A 26,596-nucleotide genomic window follows, 5' to 3' on the forward strand; every position below is an offset into this window, starting at 1 on the left:
GGTTTACCCTGAGGCGCACTTGTCGTTCCTGGCCAACGTCTACAACCAGAAGGCCCGGGACTTCTACCATCGTCACGGTGTGAAGCTGATCGACGCAGCCTTCGAAGCCCACGAAGAAACCGGCGAAGTGCCGGTGATGATCACCAAGCACTGCCTGCGTTTCTCGTTCAACCTGTGCCCTAAACAGGCCAAGGGCGTGACCGGGGTGAAGACCAAGGTGGCGCCGATGCAGTTGATCCATGGTGACGAAGTGTTGACCTTGAAGTTCGACTGCAAACCTTGCGAGATGCACGTGGTGGGCAAGATCAAGGGGCATATCCTCGGCCTGCCGCAGCCAGGCAGCGCAGTGGAGCATTTCAACCCGGAAAACCTTATCTACCAAGGCACGCACTAACCCTCACCTGTAGGAGCGAGCTTGCTCGCGAAAAACCAGAGAACGCCGCGTTTCACCCCGATGCGCTGCGTCATCGTTAACCTTCTTCGCGAGCAAGCTCGCTCCTACCCAGGTTGCGGGGCCACCACCAGCCCCGCTGCAACCCCGCCGCTGCCAGCAGAATCGCCGCCACGCCCAGCCATTGCAGCCACCCCAGGCGATGCCCGAACGCAATCCAATCCACAAAGATCGCTGCAATCGGGTAGATGAACGACAGTGCGCCAGTAATGGCCGTCGGCAATTTCTGGATCGCGCCATACAGCAGCACATACATCAACCCGGTATGCACGACCCCCAAGGTCAGCAGCGCAGCCCAGGCATTTGTGGACGCAGGCAAGCCATTCCAGGGCACCAGCGGTGCCAGTAGTACCGCACCAGTGGCCACCTGAATCAATGCCATCAAATGTGGCGGTATTTCCTTGAGGCGCTTGATGATCAGCGCAGCGATCGCATACAAAAATGCCGCCCCCAGGGCCAGCGCGATGCCTACCAGATAATCACCGCCACCGGTTTGCTCGCCATGGGCGGTGACAATCGCCAACATGCCCAGGAACGCCACGCTCAACCACGCCAGTTTCTGCACGGTGATTTTTTCACCGAGAAACACCGCCGCCAGCATCACCAACATAAACGGCTGCACGTTATACACCGCCGTGCTGATAGCGATGGAGGCACGGGAATAGGATTCAAACAGCAACAGCCAGTTGCCGACAATGGCCACGCCGCTGAGCATGGCCAGCCCCAGTTTCGCCCAACTGAGCAGGTCTACACGCAGGTAACCCAGCCAGGCGCACACCAGTAACAGTGTCAGCGCGCCGATCACGCAGCGCCAGAACACCACCTCGATCACCGACACGCCAGACACCAGCACAAACCAGCCAATACTGCCCGAGATCAGCATGGCAGCGACCATTTCCCACGACCCGCGACGGATGGATGAATCCATGATTGAAGCTCCTCAAGTGAAGCTCCAGTATGGCAATCTGTCCGCGACGGCTACAGCGTCTAAAAAAGGCAAAACCCCGAATTCACCTTTTCTTATTAGGCACAGACCATGATCGACACCATCGACCAGCAATTGATCGCCGCCTTGATGGACGACTCGCGGCTGTCCCTCAAGGCCCTAGCGGGCATCACCGGGCTGTCCTCGCCCAGCGTCAGCGAACGCCTGCGGCGCCTGGAAGAACGCGGCGTGCTGACCCACTACACCGTCGACATCGACCCCAAACACTTCGGCTACCTGCTGCAAGCCATCGTGCGCATCCGCCCCCTGCCAGGCAAATTGCAGGAAGTGGAGCGCCAGATCCAGGCAATCCCTGAATTCACCGAATGCGACAAGGTCACCGGCGAGGACTGCTTCATCGCACGCCTGCATGTGCGCACCATGGACCAGTTGGACAGCCTGCTGGACCGGATCAATGGGTATGCCGAAACCAATACGGCGATCGTGAAGAAAACCCCGGTGAAACGGCGCCTGCCGCCGCTGGGGGATCGCTGAGGTTTGTGATTAGCGCCATGCCAAGGGAAGGTCATGGCGGCATGTGAACTCGGCCAGCTCTATCGCCGATCAATCTAAAAAACTGTCAGTTTTCACAGGTGCGTGTGCCTGTGGCAGTTGTTAATTTTAAATGCCTTCCGGTGATGCCTCGCAGTACAAGGCAGGCAAAGTACCGGTTCTGATGCTCATTAAAGATAAAAGGAAGATTTTCATGAGCTATATTCAAGTTGTTACAGATGATTCATTTGACGCGGATGTTCTCAAAGCAAACGGCCCAGTTCTGGTGTTCTTTTGGCATGAGTTAAGTCAGTCCTGTAAGTTGCTGGAACCTATTCTTGAAGGCTTAGCACCTGACTACGCGGGCAGGTTAACCGTTACCAAGCTGAATACGAACGAAAACACACAAACACCCAATAAATATGGCGTACGTGCCCTACCAACCGTATTTCTTTTCAAGAAGGGGGAACATGACGCCACCAAGGAAGGCTTTTTTGCAAAAACCGATCTGAGCGCCTTTCTCGATCGCAACTTGTGACCCTTTACGATCTTCCAGGCCAAACACAGTCAAGTGTGGGAGCGGGCTTGCTCGCGAATACAGGGTGTCAGTCACCGACTATGTTGACGGGTATACCGCATTCGCGGGCAAGCCCGCTCCCACAGGGATCTGCGCCGGGCGCTGATTCTGTGGGCAATACATAACCAGTGTGGGAGCTGGCTTGCCTGCGAAAGCGGTGATTCAGTTAAGGATTCAGTGGCTGACACCCTGTATTCGCGAGCAGGCCCGTTCCACAGATTGCCACTTCAAGCCGGTGATTGTTTGAACCCGCACTCGGCCACGGCCCTCCAACCTGAATCAACCACGGCCGGGTGCACGCACAATGACTTTCATTCTATGGCTGGCCGTACTGGGCGCGGTGCTGCTGACCCTCGCCCTCACCTCCTCCTACCTGCGCTGGATGCCAGTCACCACCTCAGCGGTGTGCCTGCTGCTGGGTATCGCCATCGGCCCGCTGGGCGTTGACCTGCTGGACCTGGACATCAAGGGTTCGGCGCGCTGGATGGAGCACCTGACCGAAGTGGCAGTGCTGTTTTCGCTGTTTGTCAGCGGCTTGAAATTGCGCCTGCCGCTCAAGCATCGCACCTGGCGCATCGCCTTTGGGCTGGCCGGCCCGGTCATGCTGTTGACCATCCTCGGTACCGGGCTGTTGCTGCATTACCTGCTGGATCTGTCGTGGGGCGTGTCATTGCTGGTGGGCGCGATTTTGGCGCCGACCGACCCGGTGCTGGCGGGCCTGGTTCAGGTCAACAATGCCCAGGATTACGACGCGCTGCGCTTCGGTCTGTCCGGCGAAGCGGGGCTGAACGATGGCAGCGCCTTTCCGTTTGTGATCTTCGGCCTGCTGTTCATGCAACACAGCGGCTTCGATGGCGACTGGGTCGGCGGTTGGGTGCTGAAAAACCTGGTATGGGCGGTGCCGGTCGGGCTATTGATCGGCTACTGGATGGGGCGAGGTATCGGCCGTGTGACGTTGCGCCTGCGGCTGATCAATGCCGACAGCACCCTGTCGCCCAATGATTACCTGACGCTGGCATTGATCGCCCTCGCCTATGTGAGCGCCGAAGCCGTGGGCGGCTATGGCTTCCTGTCGGTATTCGCGGCGGGCCTGGGGTTGCGTCAGGCCGAGGTGAAGTCCACCGATAATGCCCAGACACCCGCCGAGCACCTGGCGCAACCGGTGGTGGGCCACCTTGAAATCGAGCCCGAGCAAGCCTTGCATGGCGACGTCAGCCACCTGAAAGACACCCAGATCGCGGCAGGTGTGATGATGGGCGACATGCTGGCCTTCGGCAGCCTGGTGGAGCGGGCCATGGAGGTGTTCCTGGTGACAGTCTTGGGCATCGTGCTGATCAGCCACTGGGAGTGGGCCGCGTTGGCGGTAGCGCTGCTGCTGTTCTGTGTAATTCGCCCCGCCAGCGTATTCGCCATGCCGTGGGGCCGCCTCCTGGACCGTCGTCAACGCAGCCTGGTCAGTTGGTTCGGTATTCGTGGGATCGGCAGCATTTACTACCTGTTCTATGCGCTCAACCATGGGCTGGTCGGCACCAGCAGCGAGGTGGCGGTCAACCTGACGCTGTCGGTCATCGCGTTGAGCATCCTGGTCCATGGCCTGAGTACCCAGCCGATGCTGGCGTGGTATGAGCGTCAGGCTGCGCAAAAAAAATGAATCCTGCACCGCGCCGGGGTTTCAAACAGTCAGGACCCACAGTACGAGCCAGCCAATGAAAAAGATCGCCCAACGATTGCTTGAGGAACGCCAACGCCTGGGATATTCGCAGCAATATCTGGCGCAGGCAGGCGGCGTGACCGCACGCGAGCAACGTCAATATGAGCGGGGCGAAGACCTCCCCCATGCCGACTACCTTGCAGCCTTGGCCGAGCATGGGGTGGATGTGGTGTATGTGATCACCGGCAAGCGCAGCACGGTGGTCAATATCAGTCGCGATCAGGCGCAGACGCTGATCGATAACCGCGTGGTGGGTCAGGAGGTGTCGCTGGACGGCGGGGCCGAGGAAGACGTCTACTTCAAGCTCAGTAATCCCTCGGGCCCGCCGCCGGATCAGTCCTGATTTTCAGTGTTGCCAACGTCCGCCGCTTCATCCAGGTCGTTCAGCGGTACCTCGGCATCGTCCATCAGCGAACCCGGGTCTTCGTTGCCGGGGTCGTTGAGTTCTTCATCCAGTTCTTTTGACATGAGCGTCTCCTCTAACCGCCTTGGGTATCGATATCGGCATCGGTTTCAGGCTTGGGCTCGCGCTCAGGCTTGAAGTCTGGACTGTAGTCGTTTTCCTTGGCCTTTGGGTCGCTCGCAGGCGTTTGATCCTTGGGCGCATCGGCGGCGGTGCCAGGGGCAGGCTCGCCGCCGTCGATCGCGGGGTCATTGCGATTGTTAGTCTGTGGATCATTAGATTGGGTCATGAGGCACCTCTTTGCAGGCCGGTAAAAAATCTGTACCGCATAGAGGTAAGGCGTCATGGCCACGGCTGAAGTTCCGTTCGCTTGCTCAGCGCAGCGGGTTGTCTACCTGGATATAGAACGCATAGATGCCCAACACCAGCCAGAACACCATGAACAGCCATGGCGCACGCATGGAAAACAACAGCGACTTGCGATAGCCCTTGTGGCTCGACTCCACCTCGGAAAACAGCGGCGATTCATCGTACGCCATGCCCATCACCGGCTCGCTGCGCAGCAATTCGCTTTGCTTGTAGTGCCAGTGGTCGATGATTTCATACGCCGCACGGATACCGGGCCAGGCATTCAGCGAACTGAGAATACCCAGCGAAACCAGGAAGATCGGCACCACCAGCGTGAACAGCTTGCCCCATTCCGGGTTGAGGTTACCCATGCCGGAAACAAAGGCAATCACCAGGAAGGACTGCGCCGTCAGGTAGGCGTCGGTGCGGTTGGCCAGGATGCTGGTTTCGTACTGAATCTCGCGCCGGTAAAAGTCGAGGCGGTCCTTGGGCGAGCCGAAAATCTTTGCGTTGTGTTCGCTGTGGTCGTTCAGGGCCGCTTCCGGAGTGTGGGGGGAGATGATTCTGGACACGACGGTGCTCCACAAGGTGACGAAACTCCTTAGAAGAATCGGGGCCTAGTGAAGTTCAAGTCGGTTCACGCACCAATTCAGGGCAGCCACCGCCCTCTGTAGGAGCGAGCTTGCTCGCGAAAAACGTCAACGCTAACGCGGGCTGCCTGATTAAACGCGCTGCCGGTGAGTTTTTCGCGAGCAAGCTCGCTCCTACAGGGGATTAACGGCATTCCGGCACAGGCATTGCTTTATCCATTCACCACCCGGAAAACAGGAGCATGCGTTACCCCCTGACCCAGAGCCGCCCCCATAAGAAAGTAAGGACCAGGTCTGTTGGCACCTTCAGCCACGGGCTCATAAAAACATGCGTTTTTTTAAGCGGCAGTGCCACCCAAAGCCACACTGGGCACTGACAAGGTACTGGAATGGCTCGATCTTTCTTTGATGAAATGAATGACGCAAACGGCGTATGCCGTGCGCACTATCAGGACTTCTCTCGCTGGCTGGCCAACACGCCGCCGGAACTGCTGGCCCAGCGTCGCCGTGAAGCGGATTTGCTGTTCCATCGCGCCGGGATCACCTTCACCCTGTATGGCGACGAGCAAGACACCGAACGCCTGATTCCCTTCGACATCATTCCCCGCAGCATCCCCGCCAGTGAATGGAGCCTGATCGAGCGCGGCTGTATCCAGCGGGTTAATGCATTGAACATGTTCCTCGCCGACATCTACCACGACCAGCGCATCATCAAGGCCGGGATCATTCCCGCCGACCAGATCCTGGGCAATGAGGGCTATCAGAAAGCCATGGTCGGTCTTGACCTGCACCGCGGCATCTACTCGCACATCTCCGGCGTCGACCTGGTTCGCGACGGCGACGGTACCTACTACGTGCTGGAAGACAACCTGCGCACCCCCAGCGGCGTGAGCTACATGCTCGAAGACCGCAAGATGATGATGCGCCTGTTCCCGGAAGTGTTCGCCAAGCAGCGCATTGCGCCGGTGGATCATTACCCTAACCTGCTGCTCAAAACCTTGAAGAACTCCAGCCGCCTGGACAATCCCAACGTGGTCGTCCTGACTCCAGGGCGCTTCAACAGCGCCTTCTTCGAACACGCGTTCCTTGCCCGGGAAATGGGCGTGGAACTGGTGGAAGGCGCCGATCTGTTCGTGCAGGACCTCAAGGTGTTCATGCGCACCACCGACGGCCCCAAGGCCGTGGACGTGATCTACCGGCGCATCGACGACGCTTTCCTCGACCCCCAGGCGTTCAACCCCGAGTCGATGCTCGGCGTGCCCGGGCTGGTGGCGGCTTACTGCGCCGGCAATGTGGTACTGGCCAACGCCATCGGCACCGGGGTGGCTGACGACAAGTCGATCTACCCCTACGTACCGGCCATGATCCGCTTCTACCTGGACGAGGAACCGATCCTGCAGAACGTGCCGACCTTCCAATGCCGCAAGCCCGATGAACTGTCCCATGTGCTGGCCAACCTCGGACAGTTGGTGGTCAAGGAAACCCAGGGCTCCGGCGGCTACGGCATGCTGGTAGGCCCGGCATCGACGGCCGCCGAGATCGAGGACTTCCGCCAGCGCATCAAGGCCCGCCCCCATGCGTATATCGCCCAACCGACCCTGAGCCTGTCCACCTGCCCGACCTTTGTCGAAAACGGCATCGCGCCCCGGCATATCGACCTGCGGCCCTTCGTGCTCTCGGGCAAGGAAACCCGCCTGGTGCCCGGAGGCTTGACCCGCGTGGCGCTGAAGGAAGGCTCGCTGGTCGTCAACTCGTCGCAAGGCGGTGGAACCAAGGACACCTGGGTGGTGGAGGGCTGAGTATGCTGAGTAGAACGGCTGCAGATCTGTATTGGATGTCGCGCTACCTGGAACGCGCCGAGAACCTGGCACGCATGCTGGAAGTCAGTTATTCGCTGTCCTTGATGCCCCAGGCCGGGCGCAGCGATGGCTTGGACGAATTGGCGATGTCGTTGCTCAGCAGCGGCACCCTGGACAGCTACCTGGAACGGCACCAGACCCTGGATGCTGAGCGCATGTTGCACTTCTTTGCGCTCGACGCGGAAAACCCGGCGAGCATCTACAACTGCCTGCGTGCCGCCCGAGGCAATGCCCATGCGGTACGCGGGCGCATTACCGCCGATATGTGGGAAAACCTCAACGCCACCTGGCTGGAAATGCGCAGCATCGCCGCCGGTGGCCTGGCGCGACACGGCATCAGCCACTTCTGTGACTGGGTCAAGCAGCGCTCGCACCTGTTTCGTGGCGCAACCTCGGGCACCATCATGCGCAATGACGCCTACCGCTTCATTCGCCTGGGCACCTTTGTCGAACGTGCGGACAACACCTTGCGCCTGTTGGACGCGCGCTATGAGATGTTTGGCGAAGAGTCCGAAGAAGTCAGCGACCTGTCGGCACGCGGTTATTACCAGTGGAGCGCCCTGCTGCGCGCGTTGTCGTCGTTCGAGGCGTATACCGAGCTGTATCCGAATGCCTTGAATGCACGCTCGGTATCCGAGTTGTTGCTGTTGCGCAGTGATGTGCCGCGCTCGCTGCATGCCTGTATCGAGGAATTGAGCCATATTCTGGCGGACCTGCCCGGCAGTTATGGACGCACGGCGCAACGCCTGGCGGCGGAGTTCGAGGCGCGGCTGCGGTACACGGGGATTGATGAGATTCTGGAAGATGGGCTGCACACTCGGCTGACAGAATTCATCGACACCGTGCGTGAGTTGGCGCGGGAGATACAAAGCTCCTACCTGGAAGTGGTCTAACACAAACCTGTAGGAGCGAGCTTGCTCGCGGAAAACTCACCGGCGCCGCGTTTATTCAGAAAACCCGCGTTATCGTTGACGTTTTTCGCGAGCAAGCTCGCTCCTACTGGGGGGTGATCGCCCACCAGCGCGGCAGCAACTGGCGCACCCGCGACTCGCCGAAGCGGTCGTCGATCAGCATCACCACCCCGCGATCCTGCTGGCTGCGGATCACCCTCCCCGCTGCCTGCACGACTTTCTGAATGCCGGGATACAGGTAGGTGTAGTCGTACCCCGCGCCGAACACCGCGCCCATGCGCGCTTTGATCTGTTCATTCACCGGGTTGAGCTGCGGCAAACCCAGGGTGGCGATAAAGGCACCGATCAGGCGCGCACCCGGCAGGTCGATACCTTCGCCAAACGCACCGCCCAGCACCGCAAAGCCAATGCCCTGGCTGTGGTGGGTGAACTGGTCTAAAAACGCTTGGCGCTCGGCCTCGGCCATGCCCCGCGCCTGCAACCACAACTCAATCTGCGGGTGCCGTTCGGCCATTAACTGGGCCACCTGTTGCAGGTAATCGAAGCTTGAGAAAAACGCCAGGTAGTTACCCGGTTGCGCGGCGAATTGCCGGGCGAGCAGTTCCACAATGGGTTCCAGCGACGCCTGGCGATGCACAAACCGCGTAGAGATGCGGTCAACGATGCTGACCTGCAATTGCTCGGCCCTGAACGGTGACGCCACATCAACCCAGGCGGTATCCGCCGGCAGGCCCAGCAAGTCGGCGTAATAATGGCGCGGGCTCAGGGTCGCAGAAAACAGCACGCTGCTGCGTGCGGCGGTCAGCCTGGGCCGGATGAACTCGGCCGGCACCACATTGCGCAGGCACAGGGTCGAGCTACTGCGCTTGCCGCTGAACTGGCGCTTGGTGATATCGAAGATAAAGTGCTCATTGAACAGCTCGGCCACTTTGGCCCATTGCAGCGCGTCGAAGTAGAAGGCTTGCAGATCACCGCTGAGGGCTTCGGGGTGGTCGTTGAAGTAGTCGCCCATGGCGCTGGTGCACAGGCTCAGGGCCTGGAGCAGTTTGTCCGGTTTGGCCGCGTATGCCTGATACGGCGCGAGTTGGTCCTTGTGCAAGGCATTCCACTCACGGTTCAAGCGCTGCAAGGGCTTCTTCAGTGTCTCGGGCGCGCTCTCGCGCAAGGTCTTGAGGCTGTACTGGTCCAGGCTGGCGCTGTACATCGAGCGCGCACGTTCGACCAGGTTGTGCGCCTCGTCCACCAGCGCCGCGACGCGCCATTGGTTGAGCTGGGCCAGGCCGAACAGCATGGCGCCAAAGTCGAAATAATAGTTGTAGTCGGCGACGATCAGGTCGCTCCAGCGCGCCATTTCCTGGCTCAGGTAGTACGGGCATACCTGATGAGCCAGCGCCACGTTGCGCAGGCTGCGCTGGTCGAGCAGGCGCACCTGGGACGCGGCCTGGCGGGCGGCAGGCAGGCGGTCGTAAAAGCCCTCGGCCAGCGGGCAGGAGTCACCGTGGCAGGCTTTGTCCAGGTGTTCGCACGCCTTGTCCCGGGCCACCAGTTCAAGCACACGCAGTGACAGCTCGGGGCTGCTGTCGTACAGAACCTGGGCGGCATCCAGGGCCAGCTTGCGGCCGGGCGTCTTGGCGGTGAGGAAGAACAGTTTGTCCAGTTGCTGCGGCGCCAGGGCCTTGAGCAGCGGAAAAATAGTGCCGATGGTCTTGCCAATCCCAGTGGGCGCCTGGGCCATCAGGCACCGGCCCGTACTCACCGCTTTGTAGACCGACTCGGCCAGGTCGCGCTGCCCGGTACGGAAGTCGGCATGGGGAAACGCCAGGCTCTGCGCAGCGGCGTTACGCGCGTCGCGATGCTGCATCTCTTGCCGGGCCCAGTCCAGGAACAGCGCGCATTGGTGATTGAAGAATTGCTCAAGGCCTGGCGCATCGAATCGCTGGTTCAGCACGGTTTCGCCTTCGCCGACGATATCGAAGTACACCAGCGCCAGGTCAATGTGATCGAGCCCGAGTTTCTGGCACATCAGCCAGCCATACACCTTGACCTGGGCCCAGTGCAGTTGCCGGTGGTTGGCGGGCTGAGCGGCGAGGTCGCCACGGTAGGTCTTGACTTCTTCCAGGCGGTTGGCGTCCGGGTCATAGCCGTCCGCCCTGCCCCGCACCTTGAGCTGCTGGTAGTCGCCCTCCAGGGCAACCTCATGCTGATAATGCGCGCTGCGCCGGGACGCCACCGTACGATGGCCGACAATGCCTTCCTGGGCGCTGGGCGACGGCGTAAAGCGCAGGTCGAGGTCGCCGACCTTGGCGGTGAACTCACACAGCGCCCGCACGGCCACGCTGTAACTCAAGCGGGTTGCTCCGCCCAGCGCACGTAGCAAACGGTGACCGGCATCTGGTATTCGCCGCAGAATGCCAGCCAACGCAACTGGTTGTCTTGCAGGCGGTCGCCGGGGCCCTTGACCTCGATCATGCGATAGGTGTTTTGCGCCGGCCAGAACTGGATGAGGTCCGGCATCCCGGCCCGGTTGGCACGGATATCCTGCAACAGGCGCGTAAACCAATGGCGCAAATGCTCGGCGGGCAGGCAGGCCAGGGCTTGCTCCAGCAGTTCTTCGCTGAGCAGGTTCCAGAACACAAAGGGCGACTGAATGCCCCATTTGTCCATGTAGCGTTGGCGGATGCTGGCCTTGTAGCGACCGTCCTCCAGTTGCGCAAAGCACGCGGCAAACAAGGCTTCACGGCGCTGATAAAAGTCCTCGCTGTGCAAGTCCGCCGGCCCGCGCTGGAACGGGTGGAAGAACGCCCCTGGCAGCGGTGCGAAAATCGCTTCCCAGCACAGCAAGCCAAACAGCGAATTGATCAGGCCATTCTCGACGTAATGCACCGGCGCATCCGGTTCACTCAGGTGCGCCAGCACACAGGACTCCACCGACAGCAGCGGCTCCTGCACCAGCGCCAGGTCCAGGCGCGCCACCGCTTGGGGCTTGGCCCTGGGCAGCGCCGGCCCGCCAAGTTTGCGGCGCAGGCGCGGCACGACGCGCAGCAGGTGTTGTTGTTCCGCTGCGCTGTGTGGGGCCTGTTGCGCCTCGCTCGCCAAGGCCATGGCTTGGGCGTAATCCTCCTGGCGCTCCAGTACGCGGATCAGCCGCGCCCGCGCACCGGGATAAGTGCAATTGCGGTAGATCTGTTCGGCCAGTGCCAGCTCGGCGCAACGTTCGCAATACTGGCCGATCTGGAACAGCAGCTTGGCGCGGCGCTTTTCCAGCCAGGGGTTGTCGGTACACAGCGTGGCGACCTGTGCCAACACCGTATCCAATGCCTCACCGGCTTCAAAGGCTTGCTGGCAATGGTGCAGGAACAGAAACCCGTGCACGTCGTCACGGCTGCGTAAACCGCGAGACTCGGCGCAGAACTCGACTTTTTCATAGGTGTAGATACCCAGGTCCGCCAGCACGAACTCCGACCAGTCTTGGTGCAGGTTGCCGAAGAACATCAGGCGCAGGCGATCACATAACTCCATTACCGTCAGGCTATAGAGCACATCGTCCACGTCGGGGCACCACTGGGCAAAGCTGCGCGTTTCGGTAAATTGCGCGGCCAAGGGTTCAAGCCAATCGGCCTTGTTGGCCTTGGGTTGATCGATCCAGGGCCTGAAGGCGCCGAGCAGTTCACTTTTTTGCAGCAGCGCAAACAGGGTGGCAAACGGCAGCGGGCTTTGATCCTCGACCCATCCCAACTCACGCAAAGGCCGCGCCGCCGCATGAGGGCAACCGATTTCCAGGTAATGGAGCTTGGCGGCACGAAAATGCACGCCCTTGCGCATCACCATCCGCACCAACAACGCCTGGGACGCCTGGGGCAACCTGTCAAATTGCTGAATGAAATGCTGTTCGTGAGCATCGAGCAAATCGGCATAGCGTTGCCCCAACCACACCAGCACTTGGCGGAAGTTATGCAGGTAATACAAGGGGTCTTCGAGGGGATTGGCCATGGCGCAAAGCAATCAAGTACTGGTTATGCATACAGAGTGCCGGGGCAAAGCGGTTGTTGCAATCAGTAATAGATAAATGGCGCCTGCAACTTTTTGCAAAAAAACAATCTGATGAGGGGGTTGATCAAGTAATATTTATGGCCGCGCAGCCAGACGCTGCGGGACTTTTCAGGGTTAAAGGTAAGGGTTATGAACATGAAGAATTTGGGTCTGCCACTGGTTGCACTCACTTTTCTGGTATTGGCCGGTTGCTCCACGCAAACCGTAGTGACCTTGCAAAATGGCACGCAATATTTGACCAAGGACACGCCCAACGCCAAGACGGCCGACGGCTTCTACGAGTTCACCGATATTGCCGGCAAGCGTATTCGTATCAAGGCCGATGATGTGGCCACGGTGCGTAAGGAAAAATGATCATCTAGCAACACCCCATCAAATGTGGGAGCTGGCTTGCCTGCGATAGCGATTTGTCAGTCACCGCATGGCTGTCTCGACCGCCGCCATCGCAGGCAAGCCAGCTCCCACACCGAATACGTTAGCTGATGACTATCCCCTCCCCCGACAGACTGCTCACACCCACCAGCGTCACCGAATCCGTACCAAAACTAATGACGGTATCCCCGCCCACCACCTTGGCGTGATCGCGGTAATCATTGCTGCCCGCCACATCGTTGAACACCAGCTTGTCCGTCGCCTGATAGCCAATCACCCGGTCATTGCCAAACTGCCCGCTGAACAAAAACGTGTTATGCCCGCTGCTGTCGCGGATCGTGTCATTGCCCTTGCCGCCTTCGATAAAGTCCGCGCCCCTGCCGCCTTTGATCAGGTCGTCGCCGTCGCTGCCGATGATGAAGGTATTGCCCTTGTGCGTCTCTGCATTGCGGTTGAGGTCTTGCACCCAGGTGGTGGCCCGTGCCGGGTCGGACAGGTTGGCGACGATCACCGTGGAGTCGCGGGTCATCTGCTCGTAGAAGCCCGAATCGAGGATGCGGGTCATGCCGTCGCCGTAACCGGTGGGCAAGTGCGAGACCCAGGTGGGCAGGTTGAGGATGGAAAACGGCAGCACGTTCCACAGGGATGAGGCGTAGTGGTCGTTGAAGCTGACGATGTTGTCGGTGCTCGATTCGTGGGGTTTGTCGTGCACGCCCAGGGACGACAGGTTGAATGACGAGCCATCCAGGGCGCGGAACACCGGGTCGTTTTCATAGCCGACGTTAAGCACCTTGTCGCCGGCGCTCTGGGTCGGCGACGCGTAGGCCACGTAGTTGGAGTCCTTATAAAACCCTGACCAGGTGCTGTCGCTCAAATCGGCCATGCTGTTGACCGCCAGGCCCCCCAGGCTGTGGCCGCTGACCACGACGTCATTGCCGCTCAGGCCCTGGGCGCTGGCGTAGTCCGCCACGTTCTTGAGCAAGCCGCCAAAGGCTTCGCCCGCGTAGTTCTTGGCGTAATCCTTGGGCCCGAAGGCGGCGAGCAGGTCGCTGATCACATCGCCGATGGAGTCGGTGATCACACTTTCCCGAGGCCCCGAAGTGCCGCGAAAACTGATGCCGAGTTCCAGCAGTTTGCCAGCGTCATCATATTTGCCCAGCACCTCGGCCTGCGCCGTGCCGTAGCCGAATTTTTCGCCAAAGAAGGTGCCGCGTTCATCAACCTTGCCGCTGTAGCCCAGGGTGCTGGCGCTGATGGGCGTCCAGCCGGCTGCTTGCACCGCCTCAAGGGCGGCTTTTTCCGAGTCGGGGTTCCAGGGGATGCCTGGGATGACCCCTTGGGCGTTGGTGCCGCCAATCAGCGCGCTGACCAGGGTGGCGGGCAGGCCCAGGCCGAGGCCGTTGTTCTGGTAGCCGACGGCAAAGCCGTTATCCAGGTTGTGGTAGGAATACAGCGTGATCGCCATGGCATCGGCGAACAGCGCCTTGGAGTCCTCGGTACCGAGGTTTTTATAGTCAAAGATACCCATTGGTAGTGCCTCTCTGTTGTTGGATTTGTAGAGAAAGCCAAAACACCTGTTATCTGTTACCACCTGTAGGAGCGAGCTTGCTCGCGAAGGTCGTCAACGATGACGCGTTCTACCTGAAGGAACGCGGCGCACTTGAGTTTTTCGCGAGCAAGCTCGCTCCTACAGTGGTTTTTCAAAACTTTAGAACGCCCAATCCAGGCTCAAGCCGACGCCGTGCACCTTCTCCTTGCTGGCCAGCAGGCCGTTGTAATCGAAGTTCACCCGCGCATCCTTGCTCAAGGCCAGGCTGACCCGTGCCCCGACCAACGCAGCATCACGCACCATTGGCGCACTTTCCACAGCGAACGAAGGGCCGCCCGAGGCAAACGCCAGGTGCTGCTCCGAATCGGTACTGCTCAGGTTGTGCTGCCAGCCCAGGGTGCCGGAGACTTCCAGTTGCTGGTGATCGTTGATATTGAAGGTCTTCAAGGCGCGCATACCCAGGGTGCTGAGCACCAGGTCACGGCTGTCATCGCCACTTCTCAGCGCGGCGGCGTCGCCCTTCTCTTTGAAGCTGTCAGTTGCCAGGTGCACGTAGGCCAGATTGGCGAACGGCTCCAGGGCCAGCGGTTGCAGGTTGATGCGGTACGCAGCTTCGGTGAACACCTGGGTGCTGTGGGCATCGACCTTGGCCTTTTGCTTGCCGCTGACGTCGCCGTATTGCAGGTCGCGTTTGACATCGGCGCGGTGCCAGCTGTAGGTCGCGCCGCCACTCAGGCGCCAGGCGCCGATTTCATGCCCGGCATAGGCGCCGAAATGGTAGCTGTCGACCGAAGCGCGGCTGTGGGTGCCGCTGCCCATGTTCAGCGACGTGTCGCTGTAGCCGGCCACCAGGCCAATGCGTGTGGCGTCATCGAGGGCACCGTCCACACCGGCGAGCATGCCGCCGATGGAGGTGGTGTAGCCCGCGGTGTCGTTGCGGCTGTCGGTCTTGCCCCATGCGCCCAGTGCCTTGACCCACACGTTGCCACGGCTGTCGATGGCTTGGCTGGCAGCGCCCATTTCACCGTTGCGCAGGCGTTCGCCCACGGCTTCGCGCACGTAGCGGCTGTCATTGACCAGCGCGGTTTCCAGCGCCGGGTAAACCTCGCCGCTCAGTTGCTGGAACGCGCCCTGGGCCGAGGCGGCCGTGGGTGCCAGCAGCAAGCTTTCATACACACCGTTGCCCGCGCCCAATTGCTCGACGGCGCCGGCCACGGCGCGCTGGTTCGGCGTGGCGGCCACACTGGCGAAGCTGTTGGTGCGTGCCACATCCAGTTGCACACCGTTGGCGGCGTAGTTCAAGGTGCCGCCGACAAACAGGTAGTTGGGCACCACTGCCGCGAAACTGCCGGTGACGCCACCTGCCGCTTGCAGGATGTTGTACTGACGGCCGATCAGGCTTTGGGCCTGGGTGGCGCTCAACAAGGTCGGGCTATTTTCCAGGGCCAGGGTCACGGTGCCGCCGTTGAGGGTGGCCGTGCCGCCGGCGACGATGCGATCGCTGCTGGTGGGCGACAGTTCTACCGCGTAGGTGGAACCCGGTTCAAAGTTGACGTTGCCCGCCACGTTCAAGGTGCCGATGGAATTGCCCGGCGCCACGGTGCCGCCGCTGTTCGCGCTCAGCGAACCGATACGCCCCGAACCACCGACCACGCCGCTCTGGCTCACAGTGACGTCGGAGGTAACCGAACCGTTGATCGCCAGCAAGCCCTGGTTGACCCGCGTCGGCCCGCTGTAGGTATTGGCGCCGGTGAGCACCAAGGTACCGATGCCCTGCTTGGTCAGGCCGCCATGGCCCGAGATGTCATTGCTCCACACATCGCGCCCGCAGTGCAGGTCGTCGCACACACGCTGGGTGGGTTTGCCGGCATCCACCACCGCGCCGACACCCGGCAGGTCCGCGACGAACTGGCCGCTGCCGTAGGCGCCGTCGATACGGAACTCGGCCGGGATATCCTCAGCGGTGATAAACATCCCTGGGCCGTTGACCGCTTTGCCCAGGTTGATCATGCCCCAGCCGTACAACGAGTCGATGCCCGGCGCGCCGAGGTCGGTGGCGGTGGTCTTGAGCACGGTGGAAATCTGGTCGCCGCTCATGTACTGGAAGCGCTCCATCAGCACCGCTGCGGCGCCCGCCACGTGAGGTGCGGCCATGGAGGTGCCATTTTTGTTGGCCCAGTCGGTGGTGAGGTTTTCCAGGCTGGTACCGTTGATGATGGAGCTGTAGATCTTGGTGCCGGGTGCCGATACGCAGAAGCTCGCCGCATAGCCACAACGCGAGGAGAACGTACTGATCACGTAAGGATCGGGGCTGGCGGTATTCGGGTTCTGCTGGAGGGCCGCGACGGACAGCCAGTTAGGCGCGATCTCTGGCACAAAATACGCAAGGCCGGAAATCGCATCCGGGTTGTTGAGGTTGTAGTCATTGCCTGCGGCGAAGATGGTCAGCACACCGCTGCGGGCCGCGTCGATGGCGCCTTGGTACGCGCCACCTGCGAGGGTGCCAAGGATCGGCCGGATGGTATTGAACTGCGCCTGGGCCTCATTGACGGTGAAGTTGGGGAACGCCGGATCACGGCCGCCTTTGGCGTACTGATCACCAATGCCGATGCCCCAACTGTTGTTGATGATGCGTGCGCCACTGGCGACCAGCCCATCCCAACCGGCCTTGTACACGGCGCCGTCGTTGCCAAGGATGATCCCGTCTTCCGGCCCCGGGTCACCGTTTTCGGCGGTGAGGATTTGGGCGTTGAACGCCACGCCATGCATCGGCCCGCCATCGCGGTTACCGGCCGCAATGCCGCCGACATGGGTGCCGTGGTTACCCAGCTTGCCGTTGGAGTCCTTGGACGGCGTGCCGTCGTAGCGGAACGCGTCGCCCGCCTTCACCGGGATATACGGGTCGGTGTATTGGCGAATGCCCTCGGTGACAATCGTCACCACCTTGTCGGGGCTGGCGAACTCCGGGTGCTGGGCGTACACCGGCTGGTCGAAGATCCCCAGCTTGACGCCCTTGCCGGTATAGCCAGCCGCATAGGCGGTGTCGGCGTGCACGGCGCCCAGGCCCCAGTCGGCCTTGAACTCATTACTGCGCCAGCTGGCGGCGTCGCCCAGTTTGCCGGTTTCCACATAGGGTGCAGCCTGGGCGGTCCCCAGGCTTGCCAGGCAACACAACAACGCGCCATATGGCACGCAGCTCAGCGCCTTGAGCGGATAGCCCGGGCCTGTGTGGATGGCGGTAGTTAACCCTGACTTGCGTTTTTTCACGGTGACCTTCCTTAGTTTTCTTATTGCACGTGTGTAAATCACTTCTCCAGAACACCGCCGCTGATCGTTCCCACGCTCCGCGTGGGAATGCCGCCCCGGACGCTCTGCGTCCCAAAGCGTGACGCGGAGCGTCACAAGAGGCGTTACCACGCGGAGCGTGGGAACGATCAGCGGAGCGTGGGAACGATCAGGTTCGCGGTGTCTTCAGAACTGCCAGTTCAGGCTCAAGCCCACGCCCTGGGTTTTCGCGCGCCCACCCAGTTGGCCGTTGTAATCCAGGTTGACCCGTGTCGATGCATTCAGCGCCAGGCTGGCCTGCACGCCCACCAAGGCAGCGTCGCGCAGCAATGGCGCACTGCGCACGGCAAATGAAGGCCCGCCCGCGACAAACGCCAAGTGCTCTTCGGACTCCACCGCCGTCAGGCTGTGTTGCCAGCCCAACGAACCGGACAGGTCCAGTTGCTGATGGTCATTGAGGGCCAGGGTTTTCAGGGCACGTACGCCAAGGGTGCTGAGCACCGCGTCACGCCGGTCGCTGCCGCGCTCCAGGGCCGCGGCATCGCCTTTTTCGTGGAAGGACTCGCTGTTGAGATGCACATAGGCCAGGTTGGCGAACGGCTCCAGGGCCACCGCCTGCAGGCGGATGCGGTACGCGGCTTCGGTGAAGACTTGCGCCGTGGTCGCGTCCAGCTTGGTTTTTTGCTTGCCGCTGACATCACCCCATTGCAGGTCGCGCTTCACATCGCCGCGATGCCAGCTGTAGGCACCGCCGACGCTCAGGCGCCAATCACCCAGCTCGCGCCCGGCGTACGCGCCAAAGTGGTAGCTGTCGATGGATGCCGATGAATGGGTACCGCTGCCCATGTTCAAGGAGCTGTCGCTGTAACCGGCGACCACACCCACACGGGTCTGCTCATCCAGCGCGCCATCCACGCCCGCCAACAGGCCACCGATGGAGGTGGTGGAACCCGCCGTTTCAGTGCGTCTGTCGGTCTTGCCCCAGGCGCCCAGTGCTTTGAACCACAGGTTGCTTTCACCGGTCACTGGGACATGGCGCAGGCGCTCGCCCACGGCATTACGCAGTTGCAGGCTGTCGTTGATCAGCATCGCACCCACGGCGGGGTAGATTTCCCCGGACAGTTGCTGCAAGCCCTGCTGGGCCACGGCGACCGATTGCGACTGCAGCAGGCTTTCATACACCGGGTTGCCAGCGCCCAATTGCTCGGCGGCGGCTGCGACGTTGCGCTGGTTGCGGGTGGCGCCGACGCTGGCGAAGCTGGCGTCGTTGCGCCCCACGTTCAGTTGCACGGCATTGGCGGCGTAGTCGAGGGTGCCACCGAGGAACAGGTAGTTGGGCAGCACTTGCCCGAACTGGCCCTGAATGCCGCCCGCCGCCTCGAGAATCGAGTACTGCCGGCCGATCAGGCTTTGGGCCTCGCTCTGGCTGAGCAAGGTGGGGCTGTTTTCCAGCGCCAGCGTAACGGTACCGCCGCCCAGAATAGCCTGGCCGCCGGCGACAATGCGGTCGCTGCTGGTGGGCGTCAGTTCCACGGCATAGGTCGAGCCGGCGCCGAGGTTTACATCCCCCGCCACCTGCAATGTACCCACCGAATTGCCTGGCGCCACACGGCCGCCACTGTTTACCGACAACGCGGCGATACGTCCGGAACCACCCAGGGTGCCGCTGTCATTGACCGTCACTGCCGAAGTCAGCGAGCCATTGACGGCCAACAGTCCGCCGTTGACCAGGGTCGCACCGCGATAGGTGCTGTCGCCGCTGAGCACCAGGCTGCCGGCACCGGCCTTGATCAGGCTACCCTCGTACACGCGGTTGGCGGCGGCCTGGTCGCGGGCATTGCCGATGGCGTAGTCGGTCTGGTCCTGCTGGCTGGCAGTGGCGCCCACGCCGTTTTGCCAGCCCTTGTCGATCAGGGTTTGCTGCCAAGCCGTGTGTTCGGCGCGGTCCTCGGCCTGGCGCTGGATGAGCGCCTGGTCGGAGATGCCGTTGCTCCACACATCGCCCTGCCCGGCGGCCAGGTTGACCTCCATGGGCCCGAGCAATTGCCCAGGACCGTGCATCGCCCGGCCCAGGTCAGGCACGCCCCAGCCGACGATGGCGTTAGGCGCCTGGGTGATCGAGCCGTCGAGCTGCGTGGCGGTGGTCAGCAGCACCTGCAAGGCTTGCTCGTTGGTCATGTAAGGATAACGTTCCATCACCAGCGCCAACGCGCCAGTGGCATGGGGCGCTGACATCGAGGTGCCGGACTTCACCCCATACCCCCCGTCGGGAATAGTGCTGTTGATCAGCGCGCCGGGGGTAGAAATACACCAGTACTTGGCAACGCCGCACTTGTTGTATTTCTGGTTATTGGCTTTATCCAGCCCGGATACGGCCAGCCAGTGGCCTTCCAGTTCCGGCTGGAAATACGGCAAGGCCGAGCGCACGCTGGCGTTGGCATAGCCGCTGTTGCCGGCGCTGAACACGTTGATCACGCCCGCCTTGGCCACGTCCGCTGCCGCGTCAAGCCAGGTGCCGCGGTTGTAATGCTGGGCGTACGCCGCGTGCATGTTGTCCAGGGTCTGGTAGCTGACGTCCTTGGGCTGGCTGCCCCAGCTGTTGTTGATGGCGCGCACGCCGGAATCCACCAGTGCGGTGTACACGGTCTTGAAGTATTTGGGGTCTGGCGTGGGGCCGAACAGGAAGCTGTCGTTGGCGTTGGTGTTGCCCACAAAGACTTGCGCGTTATAGGCCACACCATGCATGCCCACGCCGTCGCGGGCGGCGCCCATGGTGCCGGTGACGTGGGTGCCGTGGGAATCGTTGTTCGGGTTGAGCGCGCCGGTGGTGCTGAAGGCGCTGCCATCGACATAGGTGCCAGTGGCGGTGACCGGGTGGAAACGGTCTTTGGCGGCTTCGGGGTGATTGGCATCGAACCCTGAGTCCAGCGCGCCGATTTTCACGCCCTTGCCGCTGATCCCGGCGGCGTAGGCTTCATCGGCTTTCATACGGCCCAGGCCCCAGTCGCTCTGGTACTCGGCCGAGCGCCAGCTGGCAGGGTTACCCGGTTGGCCGGTCTCGGTGTATTGCGCCTGTGCCGCAACGGACAGCAAGAGCAAGGAACCTGCGGTGAAGGGTTTGAAACGTGGTGAATCGGTGATCATGTGCACACTCCCTATTATTGTTATTCCCCCTGTAGGAGCGAGCTTGCTCGCGAAGCACTCACAGACGCCGCGTGCATCCAGGTTGCCCGCGTTATCGTTGACGTTTTTCGCGAGCAAGCTCGCTCCTACAGTTTTCCATCTGGGCCGAAGGCTTCGTCCACTTTGGCCAAGTCGGTGTCACGCAAGTTGCCCGCGTAGTAGTGCAATTTGGTCCAGGCCATCAAGTAGTCATAACGCGCCTGGGCCAGGTCGCGGCGGGTGCTGTACAGCTGCTGTTCGGCGTTCAAGGCGTCGAGGTTGACGCGCTCGCCGCCCAGAATGCTTTGCTTGGTCGACACCACCAGCGCCTCGGCGGATGCCAGCGCTTTCTGATAGGCGCGCAACTTGCTCACGCCTGACAGGCACGCACTGAACTGGCGACGCAGTTCGATCAGGGTTTCGCGGGTCTTGCCTTCCAGCTCGTACTCAGCCTGCTCCATGGCGCGGCTGGCCTGGCGGGTGGAGGCCGAGATACCGCCACCGGCATACAGCGGCATGCTCACTTCGACGCCGATGGTGTTGGTGTCGTAGCGCTGGTTATAGGTGTTGCCGCTGTCGGACTCCTGCTTGCGCGAGGTGGCATACGCGGTGATTCGCGGCAAATGCCCGGCGCGGTTGCGTTCCACTTCATAACGCGCCACTTCCAGGGACTGGCGCTGCGAAGCCAGCACCGGGTTGTTGGTCAATGCCAACTCATGCCAGGTGTCGTAGTTGGCCGGGGTCAGGGTGAACGCGGCAAAGCTCTGGTTCAGCGGTGCCAGGTCGTTGATGTTGACACTTTGCACACCGATCAATGCGCCCAGTTCCCGGAGCGAGGCGTCCTGCTCATCCAGGGCCTGGATCTCTTCGGCGGTGGCCAGCTCATAGCGCGACTCGGCTTCAAGGATATCGGTGCGGGTGCCCTCGCCTTGCTGGAACAGATGGCGGTTCTGCTGGAACTGTTGCTCGAAGGCCTTCTTCTTGGCCCTGGCGATGTCGATCTGGTCCTGGGCAAACAGCGCCTGGGTGTAATAGCTCAACACCCGCACCAGCAACGCCTGGCTCTTGTCGCGAAAGCTCTCATCGGCAAACAGCGCCTGGGCCACGCCCTTGCGGTAGTTGGCATAGGCTTCGTAGTCGAACAGCGGCTGTTGCAAGCTGAAGGTCGAGCCGTAGCTGTTGTAGTTGCGGTCGTCGCGGTAACTGCCGCCGCGCCCGTCAGGCAGGTGCGCTTCGGAGTTGTTGCGGCCCTTGTTGTAGTTGTAGGACAGCCGCGGCAGCAAGCCGGCGCGGCCAATGGTGCGGTTTTCCAGGCCGGCGTCGCGTTCCTTGATGGCGCCGAGGAATACCGGGTCGTTGCGCAGCGCCTGCTCGTACACATCGAAGGGCCCCATGGCTGCCTGGGCACTGCCACACACCAGCAACAGCGAAATGAACACTGGCTTCATGCTCATTCCTCGGTCAACGCAGAGCCGGCGCGGTCCAGCAGCGGCTTGAACAGGTAGTTGAGCAAGGAACGCTCGCCGGTGCGCACGAACATTTCGGCGGGCATGCCGGGCTTGATCACCAGGCCGTTGAGTTTTTCCATCGCCGCCTCGCTGACGCTGGTGCGCAGCACGTAATACGGCGCACCGGTCTTTTCGTCGAGCATCTGGTCGGCGGAGATCAGGCTGACTTCGCCCGGCACCCGTGGCGTGCGGCTTTGGTTGAAGGCAGTGAAGAGGATGTCGACCGGCAAGTGCGTGCCAACCTTGTCCACCAAATGCACCGGCAGGTGCCCTTCCACTTCCAGGCGCGTGCCCTGGGGCACGATCTCCAGCAGGGTTTCACCGGCGCGCACCACGGCGCCTTCGGTGTGCACGCTGAGGTTGACCGCAATGCCATCGGCCGGCGCGTTGATTTCGCTGTGCTGCAGGTTGAAGCCGGCGGAGGTCAGTTGCTGCTCCAGGGTCAGGCTGCGCAGTTGCGCGTCGGCCAGTTGGCTGCGCACTTCCTTTTGATATTCCTCGCTGTGCTGCTGCAACTTGAGGCGAGATTCGACAATGCCCTGCTCTATCCGGCCGCTTTCCCCGGCGTTTTGCGCCAGGTCCTGCTGCACCTGGGATAACTGGCGCTGGTAGTCCATCAGCCGGTTGCGCGGGATATAGCCGTTGTCGGCCAAGGGTTGCAGGTTGCTCAGTTGCGCGCGCAGAGATTGGGCCTGGGCGGTCAAGTCACTGCGGGCACGGCGCATACCACTTAGCTGAGAGGTGGCGCCCTCGATGCTGGCGCGGATCCCGGCTTGTTCACGGGCAAACGCGTCGCGACGGCTGCTGAACAGTTGGCGCTGACCTTCCAGCACCAGCATCAGGGCTGGATCAGGGTTGGCGCTCAGCTCAGCAGGAAAGGTAATACCGGGCAGGTTGTCACGTTCGCTCTGCCAGCGCGCCACACTGGCCCAGGCCATGCGGTACTGGGCTTGCAGCGATTGCACATCGGCCTGGTTCTGGGTCTGGTCGAGGCGAAACAGCGGCTGGCCTTGTTTGACCAGTTCGCCCTCTTTGACCAGGATCCGGCTGACCACGCCGGGGCTGAAGGTTTGTACGGCCTTGCGCTTGCCGGACACCACCACGGTGCCTTGGACCGGAATGCCCTGGTCCAACGGTGCGAGGCTGGCCCAGAGGAAAAACCCGCCGGCACCGACAAGGGTCATCACCCAGCCCATTTTTACGAAAAAGCCGGCATCGCGTTCTTTAATTTGAGGTTCAACAGTAAGGCTGCTCATGCGCCTGGATTCCTTGCGGCCGGGTACTGACGACTGAAACTGACACCGGTTTTTTCTTTCGGCGCTTCCTGCTGCCCGGACAACGCCCGCAGCACCTCCTGGCTGGGCCCGAATGCCTGCAACTGGCCTTCGCCGAGCACCAGCAATTTATCGGCCTGGGCCAATGCCGAGGAACGATGGGTGACTAGCACCACGCTGCTGCCCTGGGCTTTCATTTGCATGATGGCGCTGGCCAATGCGGCTTCGCCGACGGTGTCGAGGTTGGAGTTGGGCTCGTCCAGCACGATCAGGCGCGGCCCGCCGTACAGGGCGCGAGCCAGGGCGACCCGCTGTTTCTGACCGCCGGACAAGCCACCGCCGTTGTCGCCCAGCACGGTGTCGTAGCCCTGGGGCAGGCGCAGGATCAATTCATGCACACCGGCCTGTTGCGCGGCCTTGACCACCCGCTCCGGGTCGGCCTCGCGAAAGCGCGCGATGTTGTCGGCGATGCTGCCGCTGAACAGCTCGATGTCCTGGGGCAAATAGCCGATATGCGGGCCGAGGTCGTCGCGGTTCCAGCGGTGAATATCCGCGCCGTCCAGGCGTACGGTACCGGCCAGGGTTGGCCATACGCCCACCAGCACGCGGGCCAGGGTGGACTTGCCGGAGCCCGACGCGCCGAGCACGCCCAACACTTCACCGGCAGCCAGGTTGAAACTGACCTGGTGCAGGGTCGCCATCCGCCGCCCCGGCGGGCCGGCGCTGACCTGCTCGAAACTGACCTGGCCGTGGGGCGCCGGCAAGGCCATGTGCTCGACCTCTGGCGGGAATTCGCGCAGCAGCTCGTCGAGGCGCTGGTAGGCCAGCTTGGCCGAACTCCATTGCTTCCACACCGCAATCAATTGGTCGATGGGGCTGAGTACGCGGCCCATCAAGATGGAGCCTGCGATCATCATCCCGGCGGTCATGTCGCCCTTGATCACCAGGTAGGCGCCCAGGCCCAGCACCAGTGATTGCAGGCACAGGCGCAGGGATTTGCTTAAGGAGGTGATGATCGAACCGGTGTCGCTGGCCTGGTTCTGCAAGCCCAGGAACTGCGAATGCACGCCAAACCAGCGTTGGCGCAGCGCGCCGAGCATACCCATGGCCTGGATGGTTTCGGCGTTGTGCAAATGGCTGGTGGCCAGTTGGGTGGACTGCTGCGAATAACCGCTGGCCTCGCCCAACGGCTTTTTAGTCAGGTATTCGTTAAGGCACGCCAGTGCGATCAACAGCACCGCGCCCGCCGTAGCCAGCACGCCGAGCCACACGTTGAACAGGAAAATCACGAACAGATAGATCGGAAACCACGGCGCATCGAAAAACGCGAACAGCGCCGGCCCCGTGATGAATTGGCGCAGAGCGGTCAGGTCGCCCAAGGATTGCCCGGCATGCCCCTGGCCGCGCTGCAGGTTGCGCTCGAACGCGGCTTTGTACACGCGCAAGTTGAAACGCCGCTCCAACTGGCTGCCAATGCGGATCACGATAAAGCTGCGCACCACTTCCAGCAGGCCGATAAACGCAAAGAAGCCCACGACCATCAGCGTCAACATCACCAGGGTGGTTTCATTCTGGGAGGACAACACACGGTCATACACTTGCAGCATGTAAATCGAGGGCACCAGCATTAATAGGTTAATCAGTGCCGTGAAACAGCCAACGCTGATCAAAATACTCTTGTATTCACCCAGCGCCCTGAATAAGGGCGCCACCCCATGGGACTTCGCCATATTAATTGTTTTTCCTTGCAGCGAATTACGCAAAAGGGTCACCCCTACCAAGTAGGGTACGGCCGCCTAACAAATCGAGTTATATGCTTATAACTTTTAATTAAGGTTTACGTTGCAGCGTTACAACTTCGCCAGCTTTGGTGCGGGCTTGATAGTCGCCCTCTTTCTGGCGATTTAAATGGGTGATCCCTGAGCCTTCAGCGTTAAACAGCCAGATACCATCCGGCGTGGGTGACCATGTCTGCGGCTTGTCGCCCAGCCACTGCTCGGCACAAGCGATATCGCCCCCAAGGGCATTGGCTTGCTCCACTAACTTCAGCACGCACACCTGATCCTGCTGCTTCAGCTCCCACTGCCCGGCAAGCTGCGCGGAGGTGGGTAATACAAGACTGCTAGCCATTGCGTGGGCTCCTGCCGACACGAACAACACCTGCACAACACAGGCGATCAAAGGGGAAAAACGTGGCATATCCAACTCCAGCCAGGAGCGCGGCGCCGAAGCGCCGCGCGCTTTACATCAGGCTACGATGTCACTGGCAGCCGCCTGGCCAACGGTGGTGACGAGGAAATCCGCCACGCCGTGCCCGGAAAAGTCCACGGCCAAGGTGCCCAGGTTGGTACCCGAGGCATAGCTCAGTACAGCATCGCCGGCATGCCCGGTAAAGGCGTTGACGAAGGTCACGCCCGCACCCTTGGTGATACCAGACAGGTCGATCTTGTCCGAACCGGACGTGAAGTCGAAGATCTTATCCGCAGCCCCTGGCTTGGAGTCGGAACTGGCACCGTACACGAATGTATCGCTGCCCGCGCCGCCCCACAGTTGGTCCGCACCGCCGCCGCCGTAGATGAGGTCGTTGCCGGCCCCGCCCTTGATGGTGTTGGCAACTTGGTTACCAATAATCAGGTCGTTGCCCGCGCCGCCGAACGCGTTCTCGATGGTGACGCCCTTGGCGATGGACACGTTGCCCACCAGGCCGCCCACATCAGAGAACGAGGTGGCCGTGAGGTTGATCTTCTGGTTCTGGGTGAAACCGGAGAAGTCCAGGGTGTCGTTGCCGCCACCGTCCCATACCGAGAACACCAGCTTGTCGGCGTTGGACGTGGCGCTGAGGAAATCACGCCCGGTGTTGGAGTTGAACCCGTAGGTGGTGTCCGTGGCGCGGGTGCTGAGGTTGGCACCGTAGAGCTTCTGGATCGCGGCAATGTCGTCGATCAGCGGGCCGGAAGCGTAAGCTTCGACGCCGCCTTTGCTGAAGTTCTGGTTGGTGTTGCTCTCGCTCCAGTAACTCATGAGGCTATAACCACGCGTGTCCTGTCCATAGGTTGCGTCGTTATAGGT

Annotated in this window: 21 protein-coding genes and 1 pseudogene; 8 read left to right on the top strand and 14 right to left on the bottom strand. The window is 61.4% G+C overall.

All coding sequences use genetic code 11. The features are described 5' to 3' along the window. A pseudogene (locus tag GIW04_RS11400) lies at window positions 1-394 on the top strand (collagenase-like protease); the annotation flags it as partial. A gap of 76 nt (window positions 395-470) precedes the next feature. Here GIW04_RS11400 and GIW04_RS11405 read toward each other — a convergent pair. Further along, entirely contained in the window at window positions 471-1,379 is a 909-nt protein-coding gene (locus tag GIW04_RS11405; protein ID WP_120248028.1) for a DMT family transporter, read from the bottom strand. A gap of 108 nt (window positions 1,380-1,487) precedes the next feature. Between GIW04_RS11405 and GIW04_RS11410 the strand changes: the two genes are divergently transcribed. The 4 genes from GIW04_RS11410 to GIW04_RS11425 all read left to right on the top strand — a co-directional run bounded on the left by GIW04_RS11410 (window position 1,488) and on the right by GIW04_RS11425 (window position 4,559). After that, complete coding sequence (locus GIW04_RS11410; protein WP_032897385.1) at window positions 1,488-1,931, top strand: Lrp/AsnC family transcriptional regulator; 444 nt, start codon at window positions 1,488-1,490, stop codon at window positions 1,929-1,931. Window positions 1,932-2,142: 211 nt separating this feature from the next. Further along, entirely contained in the window at window positions 2,143-2,466 is a 324-nt protein-coding gene (locus tag GIW04_RS11415; RefSeq protein ID WP_094774869.1) for a thioredoxin family protein, read from the top strand. A gap of 343 nt (window positions 2,467-2,809) precedes the next feature. Beyond that, window positions 2,810-4,156, top strand: coding sequence for a cation:proton antiporter (locus GIW04_RS11420; RefSeq protein WP_120248027.1), 1,347 nt, complete (start codon window positions 2,810-2,812; stop codon window positions 4,154-4,156). A 55-nt stretch (window positions 4,157-4,211) separates the two neighbouring features. Beyond that, window positions 4,212-4,559, top strand: coding sequence for a helix-turn-helix domain-containing protein (locus tag GIW04_RS11425; RefSeq protein ID WP_034135614.1), 348 nt, complete (start codon window positions 4,212-4,214; stop codon window positions 4,557-4,559). On the opposite strand, the gene GIW04_RS31260 is transcribed toward GIW04_RS11425, so the two are convergent. From GIW04_RS31260 to GIW04_RS11435, 3 genes are all read right to left on the bottom strand, one after another. Next, window positions 4,550-4,684, bottom strand: coding sequence for a hypothetical protein (locus GIW04_RS31260; protein ID WP_003191171.1), 135 nt, complete (start codon window positions 4,682-4,684; stop codon window positions 4,550-4,552). The genes GIW04_RS11425 and GIW04_RS31260 overlap by 10 nt on opposite strands. Before the next feature lie 11 nt (window positions 4,685-4,695). Beyond that, window positions 4,696-4,908: a hypothetical protein gene (locus tag GIW04_RS11430; protein ID WP_120248026.1), complete on the bottom strand. Its 213-nt coding sequence runs from the start codon at window positions 4,906-4,908 to the stop codon at window positions 4,696-4,698. An 85-nt stretch (window positions 4,909-4,993) separates the two neighbouring features. Next, a complete protein-coding gene (locus GIW04_RS11435; RefSeq protein WP_014718415.1) occupies window positions 4,994-5,539 on the bottom strand; it encodes a hypothetical protein in 546 nt (181 codons plus the stop codon). Between the two features lie 407 nt (window positions 5,540-5,946). Between GIW04_RS11435 and GIW04_RS11440 the strand changes: the two genes are divergently transcribed. Both GIW04_RS11440 and GIW04_RS11445 read left to right on the top strand, forming a co-directional pair. After that, a complete protein-coding gene (locus GIW04_RS11440) occupies window positions 5,947-7,356 on the top strand; it encodes a circularly permuted type 2 ATP-grasp protein (RefSeq protein WP_120248025.1) in 1,410 nt (469 codons plus the stop codon). A gap of 2 nt (window positions 7,357-7,358) precedes the next feature. Next, complete coding sequence (locus GIW04_RS11445; protein WP_003191166.1) at window positions 7,359-8,309, top strand: alpha-E domain-containing protein; 951 nt, start codon at window positions 7,359-7,361, stop codon at window positions 8,307-8,309. 103 nt (window positions 8,310-8,412) lie between these two features. Here the strand turns inward: GIW04_RS11445 and GIW04_RS11450 are convergent, their stop codons facing one another. Then, window positions 8,413-10,674, bottom strand: coding sequence for an ATP-dependent DNA helicase (locus tag GIW04_RS11450; protein ID WP_120248024.1), 2,262 nt, complete (start codon window positions 10,672-10,674; stop codon window positions 8,413-8,415). Next, window positions 10,671-12,317 (bottom strand): VRR-NUC domain-containing protein, encoded by a 1,647-nt coding sequence (locus GIW04_RS11455; protein ID WP_034135611.1) that lies wholly within the window; start codon window positions 12,315-12,317, stop codon window positions 10,671-10,673. Before GIW04_RS11455 ends, GIW04_RS11450 begins: the two co-directional genes overlap by 4 nt. Before the next feature lie 189 nt (window positions 12,318-12,506). On the opposite strand from GIW04_RS11455, the gene GIW04_RS11460 reads away from it, so the two are divergent. Further along, entirely contained in the window at window positions 12,507-12,731 is a 225-nt protein-coding gene (locus tag GIW04_RS11460; protein WP_003191162.1) for a YgdI/YgdR family lipoprotein, read from the top strand. A 121-nt stretch (window positions 12,732-12,852) separates the two neighbouring features. Here GIW04_RS11460 and GIW04_RS11465 read toward each other — a convergent pair whose 3' ends face one another. The 8 genes from GIW04_RS11465 to GIW04_RS11505 all read right to left on the bottom strand — a co-directional run. Continuing rightward, window positions 12,853-14,277, bottom strand: a complete 1,425-nt coding sequence (locus tag GIW04_RS11465) for a polyurethane esterase (protein WP_094774836.1) — start codon at window positions 14,275-14,277, stop codon at window positions 12,853-12,855. A gap of 180 nt (window positions 14,278-14,457) precedes the next feature. Then, window positions 14,458-17,565, bottom strand: coding sequence for an autotransporter outer membrane beta-barrel domain-containing protein (locus GIW04_RS11475; protein WP_003191158.1), 3,108 nt, complete (start codon window positions 17,563-17,565; stop codon window positions 14,458-14,460). Between the two features lie 204 nt (window positions 17,566-17,769). Then, entirely contained in the window at window positions 17,770-20,727 is a 2,958-nt protein-coding gene (gene eprS, locus GIW04_RS11480) for an autotransporter serine peptidase EprS (protein WP_120248023.1), read from the bottom strand. 125 nt (window positions 20,728-20,852) lie between these two features. Further along, complete coding sequence (locus tag GIW04_RS11485; protein WP_003191155.1) at window positions 20,853-22,193, bottom strand: TolC family outer membrane protein; 1,341 nt, start codon at window positions 22,191-22,193, stop codon at window positions 20,853-20,855. A gap of 2 nt (window positions 22,194-22,195) precedes the next feature. Next, window positions 22,196-23,509, bottom strand: a complete 1,314-nt coding sequence (locus tag GIW04_RS11490; protein ID WP_003191154.1) for an HlyD family type I secretion periplasmic adaptor subunit — start codon at window positions 23,507-23,509, stop codon at window positions 22,196-22,198. After that, entirely contained in the window at window positions 23,506-25,257 is a 1,752-nt protein-coding gene (locus tag GIW04_RS11495; RefSeq protein ID WP_034135606.1) for a type I secretion system permease/ATPase, read from the bottom strand. Before GIW04_RS11495 ends, GIW04_RS11490 begins: the two co-directional genes overlap by 4 nt. 100 nt (window positions 25,258-25,357) lie before the next feature. Continuing rightward, entirely contained in the window at window positions 25,358-25,726 is a 369-nt protein-coding gene (locus tag GIW04_RS11500; RefSeq protein WP_003191151.1) for a protease inhibitor Inh/omp19 family protein, read from the bottom strand. 48 nt (window positions 25,727-25,774) lie between these two features. Further along, window positions 25,775-26,596, bottom strand: an 822-nt coding sequence (locus tag GIW04_RS11505) for a M10 family metallopeptidase C-terminal domain-containing protein (protein WP_236478982.1), incomplete at its 5' end; no start/stop codon positions are given.

The organism is Pseudomonas sp. PA-4-8C (assembly GCF_021606625.1).
Classification (GTDB): Bacteria; Pseudomonadota; Gammaproteobacteria; order Pseudomonadales; family Pseudomonadaceae; genus Aquipseudomonas; species Aquipseudomonas lactis.

Coding starts and splice junctions, on each gene's coding strand:
- GIW04_RS11460 (WP_003191162.1), top strand. CDS start 12,507: ATGAACATGAAGAATTTGGGTCTGCCACTGGTTGCACTCACTTTTCTG.
- GIW04_RS11485 (WP_003191155.1), bottom strand. CDS start 22,193: ATGAAGCCAGTGTTCATTTCGCTGTTGCTGGTGTGTGGCAGTGCCCAG.
- GIW04_RS11465 (WP_094774836.1), bottom strand. CDS start 14,277: ATGGGTATCTTTGACTATAAAAACCTCGGTACCGAGGACTCCAAGGCG.
- GIW04_RS11410 (WP_032897385.1), top strand. CDS start 1,488: ATGATCGACACCATCGACCAGCAATTGATCGCCGCCTTGATGGACGAC.
- GIW04_RS11495 (WP_034135606.1), bottom strand. CDS start 25,257: ATGGCGAAGTCCCATGGGGTGGCGCCCTTATTCAGGGCGCTGGGTGAA.
- GIW04_RS31260 (WP_003191171.1), bottom strand. CDS start 4,684: ATGTCAAAAGAACTGGATGAAGAACTCAACGACCCCGGCAACGAAGAC.
- GIW04_RS11420 (WP_120248027.1), top strand. CDS start 2,810: ATGACTTTCATTCTATGGCTGGCCGTACTGGGCGCGGTGCTGCTGACC.
- GIW04_RS11455 (WP_034135611.1), bottom strand. CDS start 12,317: ATGGCCAATCCCCTCGAAGACCCCTTGTATTACCTGCATAACTTCCGC.
- GIW04_RS11405 (WP_120248028.1), bottom strand. CDS start 1,379: ATGGATTCATCCATCCGTCGCGGGTCGTGGGAAATGGTCGCTGCCATG.
- GIW04_RS11500 (WP_003191151.1), bottom strand. CDS start 25,726: ATGCCACGTTTTTCCCCTTTGATCGCCTGTGTTGTGCAGGTGTTGTTC.
- GIW04_RS11430 (WP_120248026.1), bottom strand. CDS start 4,908: ATGACCCAATCTAATGATCCACAGACTAACAATCGCAATGACCCCGCG.
- GIW04_RS11425 (WP_034135614.1), top strand. CDS start 4,212: ATGAAAAAGATCGCCCAACGATTGCTTGAGGAACGCCAACGCCTGGGA.
- GIW04_RS11445 (WP_003191166.1), top strand. CDS start 7,359: ATGCTGAGTAGAACGGCTGCAGATCTGTATTGGATGTCGCGCTACCTG.
- GIW04_RS11490 (WP_003191154.1), bottom strand. CDS start 23,509: ATGAGCAGCCTTACTGTTGAACCTCAAATTAAAGAACGCGATGCCGGC.
- GIW04_RS11440 (WP_120248025.1), top strand. CDS start 5,947: ATGGCTCGATCTTTCTTTGATGAAATGAATGACGCAAACGGCGTATGC.
- GIW04_RS11415 (WP_094774869.1), top strand. CDS start 2,143: ATGAGCTATATTCAAGTTGTTACAGATGATTCATTTGACGCGGATGTT.
- eprS (WP_120248023.1), bottom strand. CDS start 20,727: ATGATCACCGATTCACCACGTTTCAAACCCTTCACCGCAGGTTCCTTG.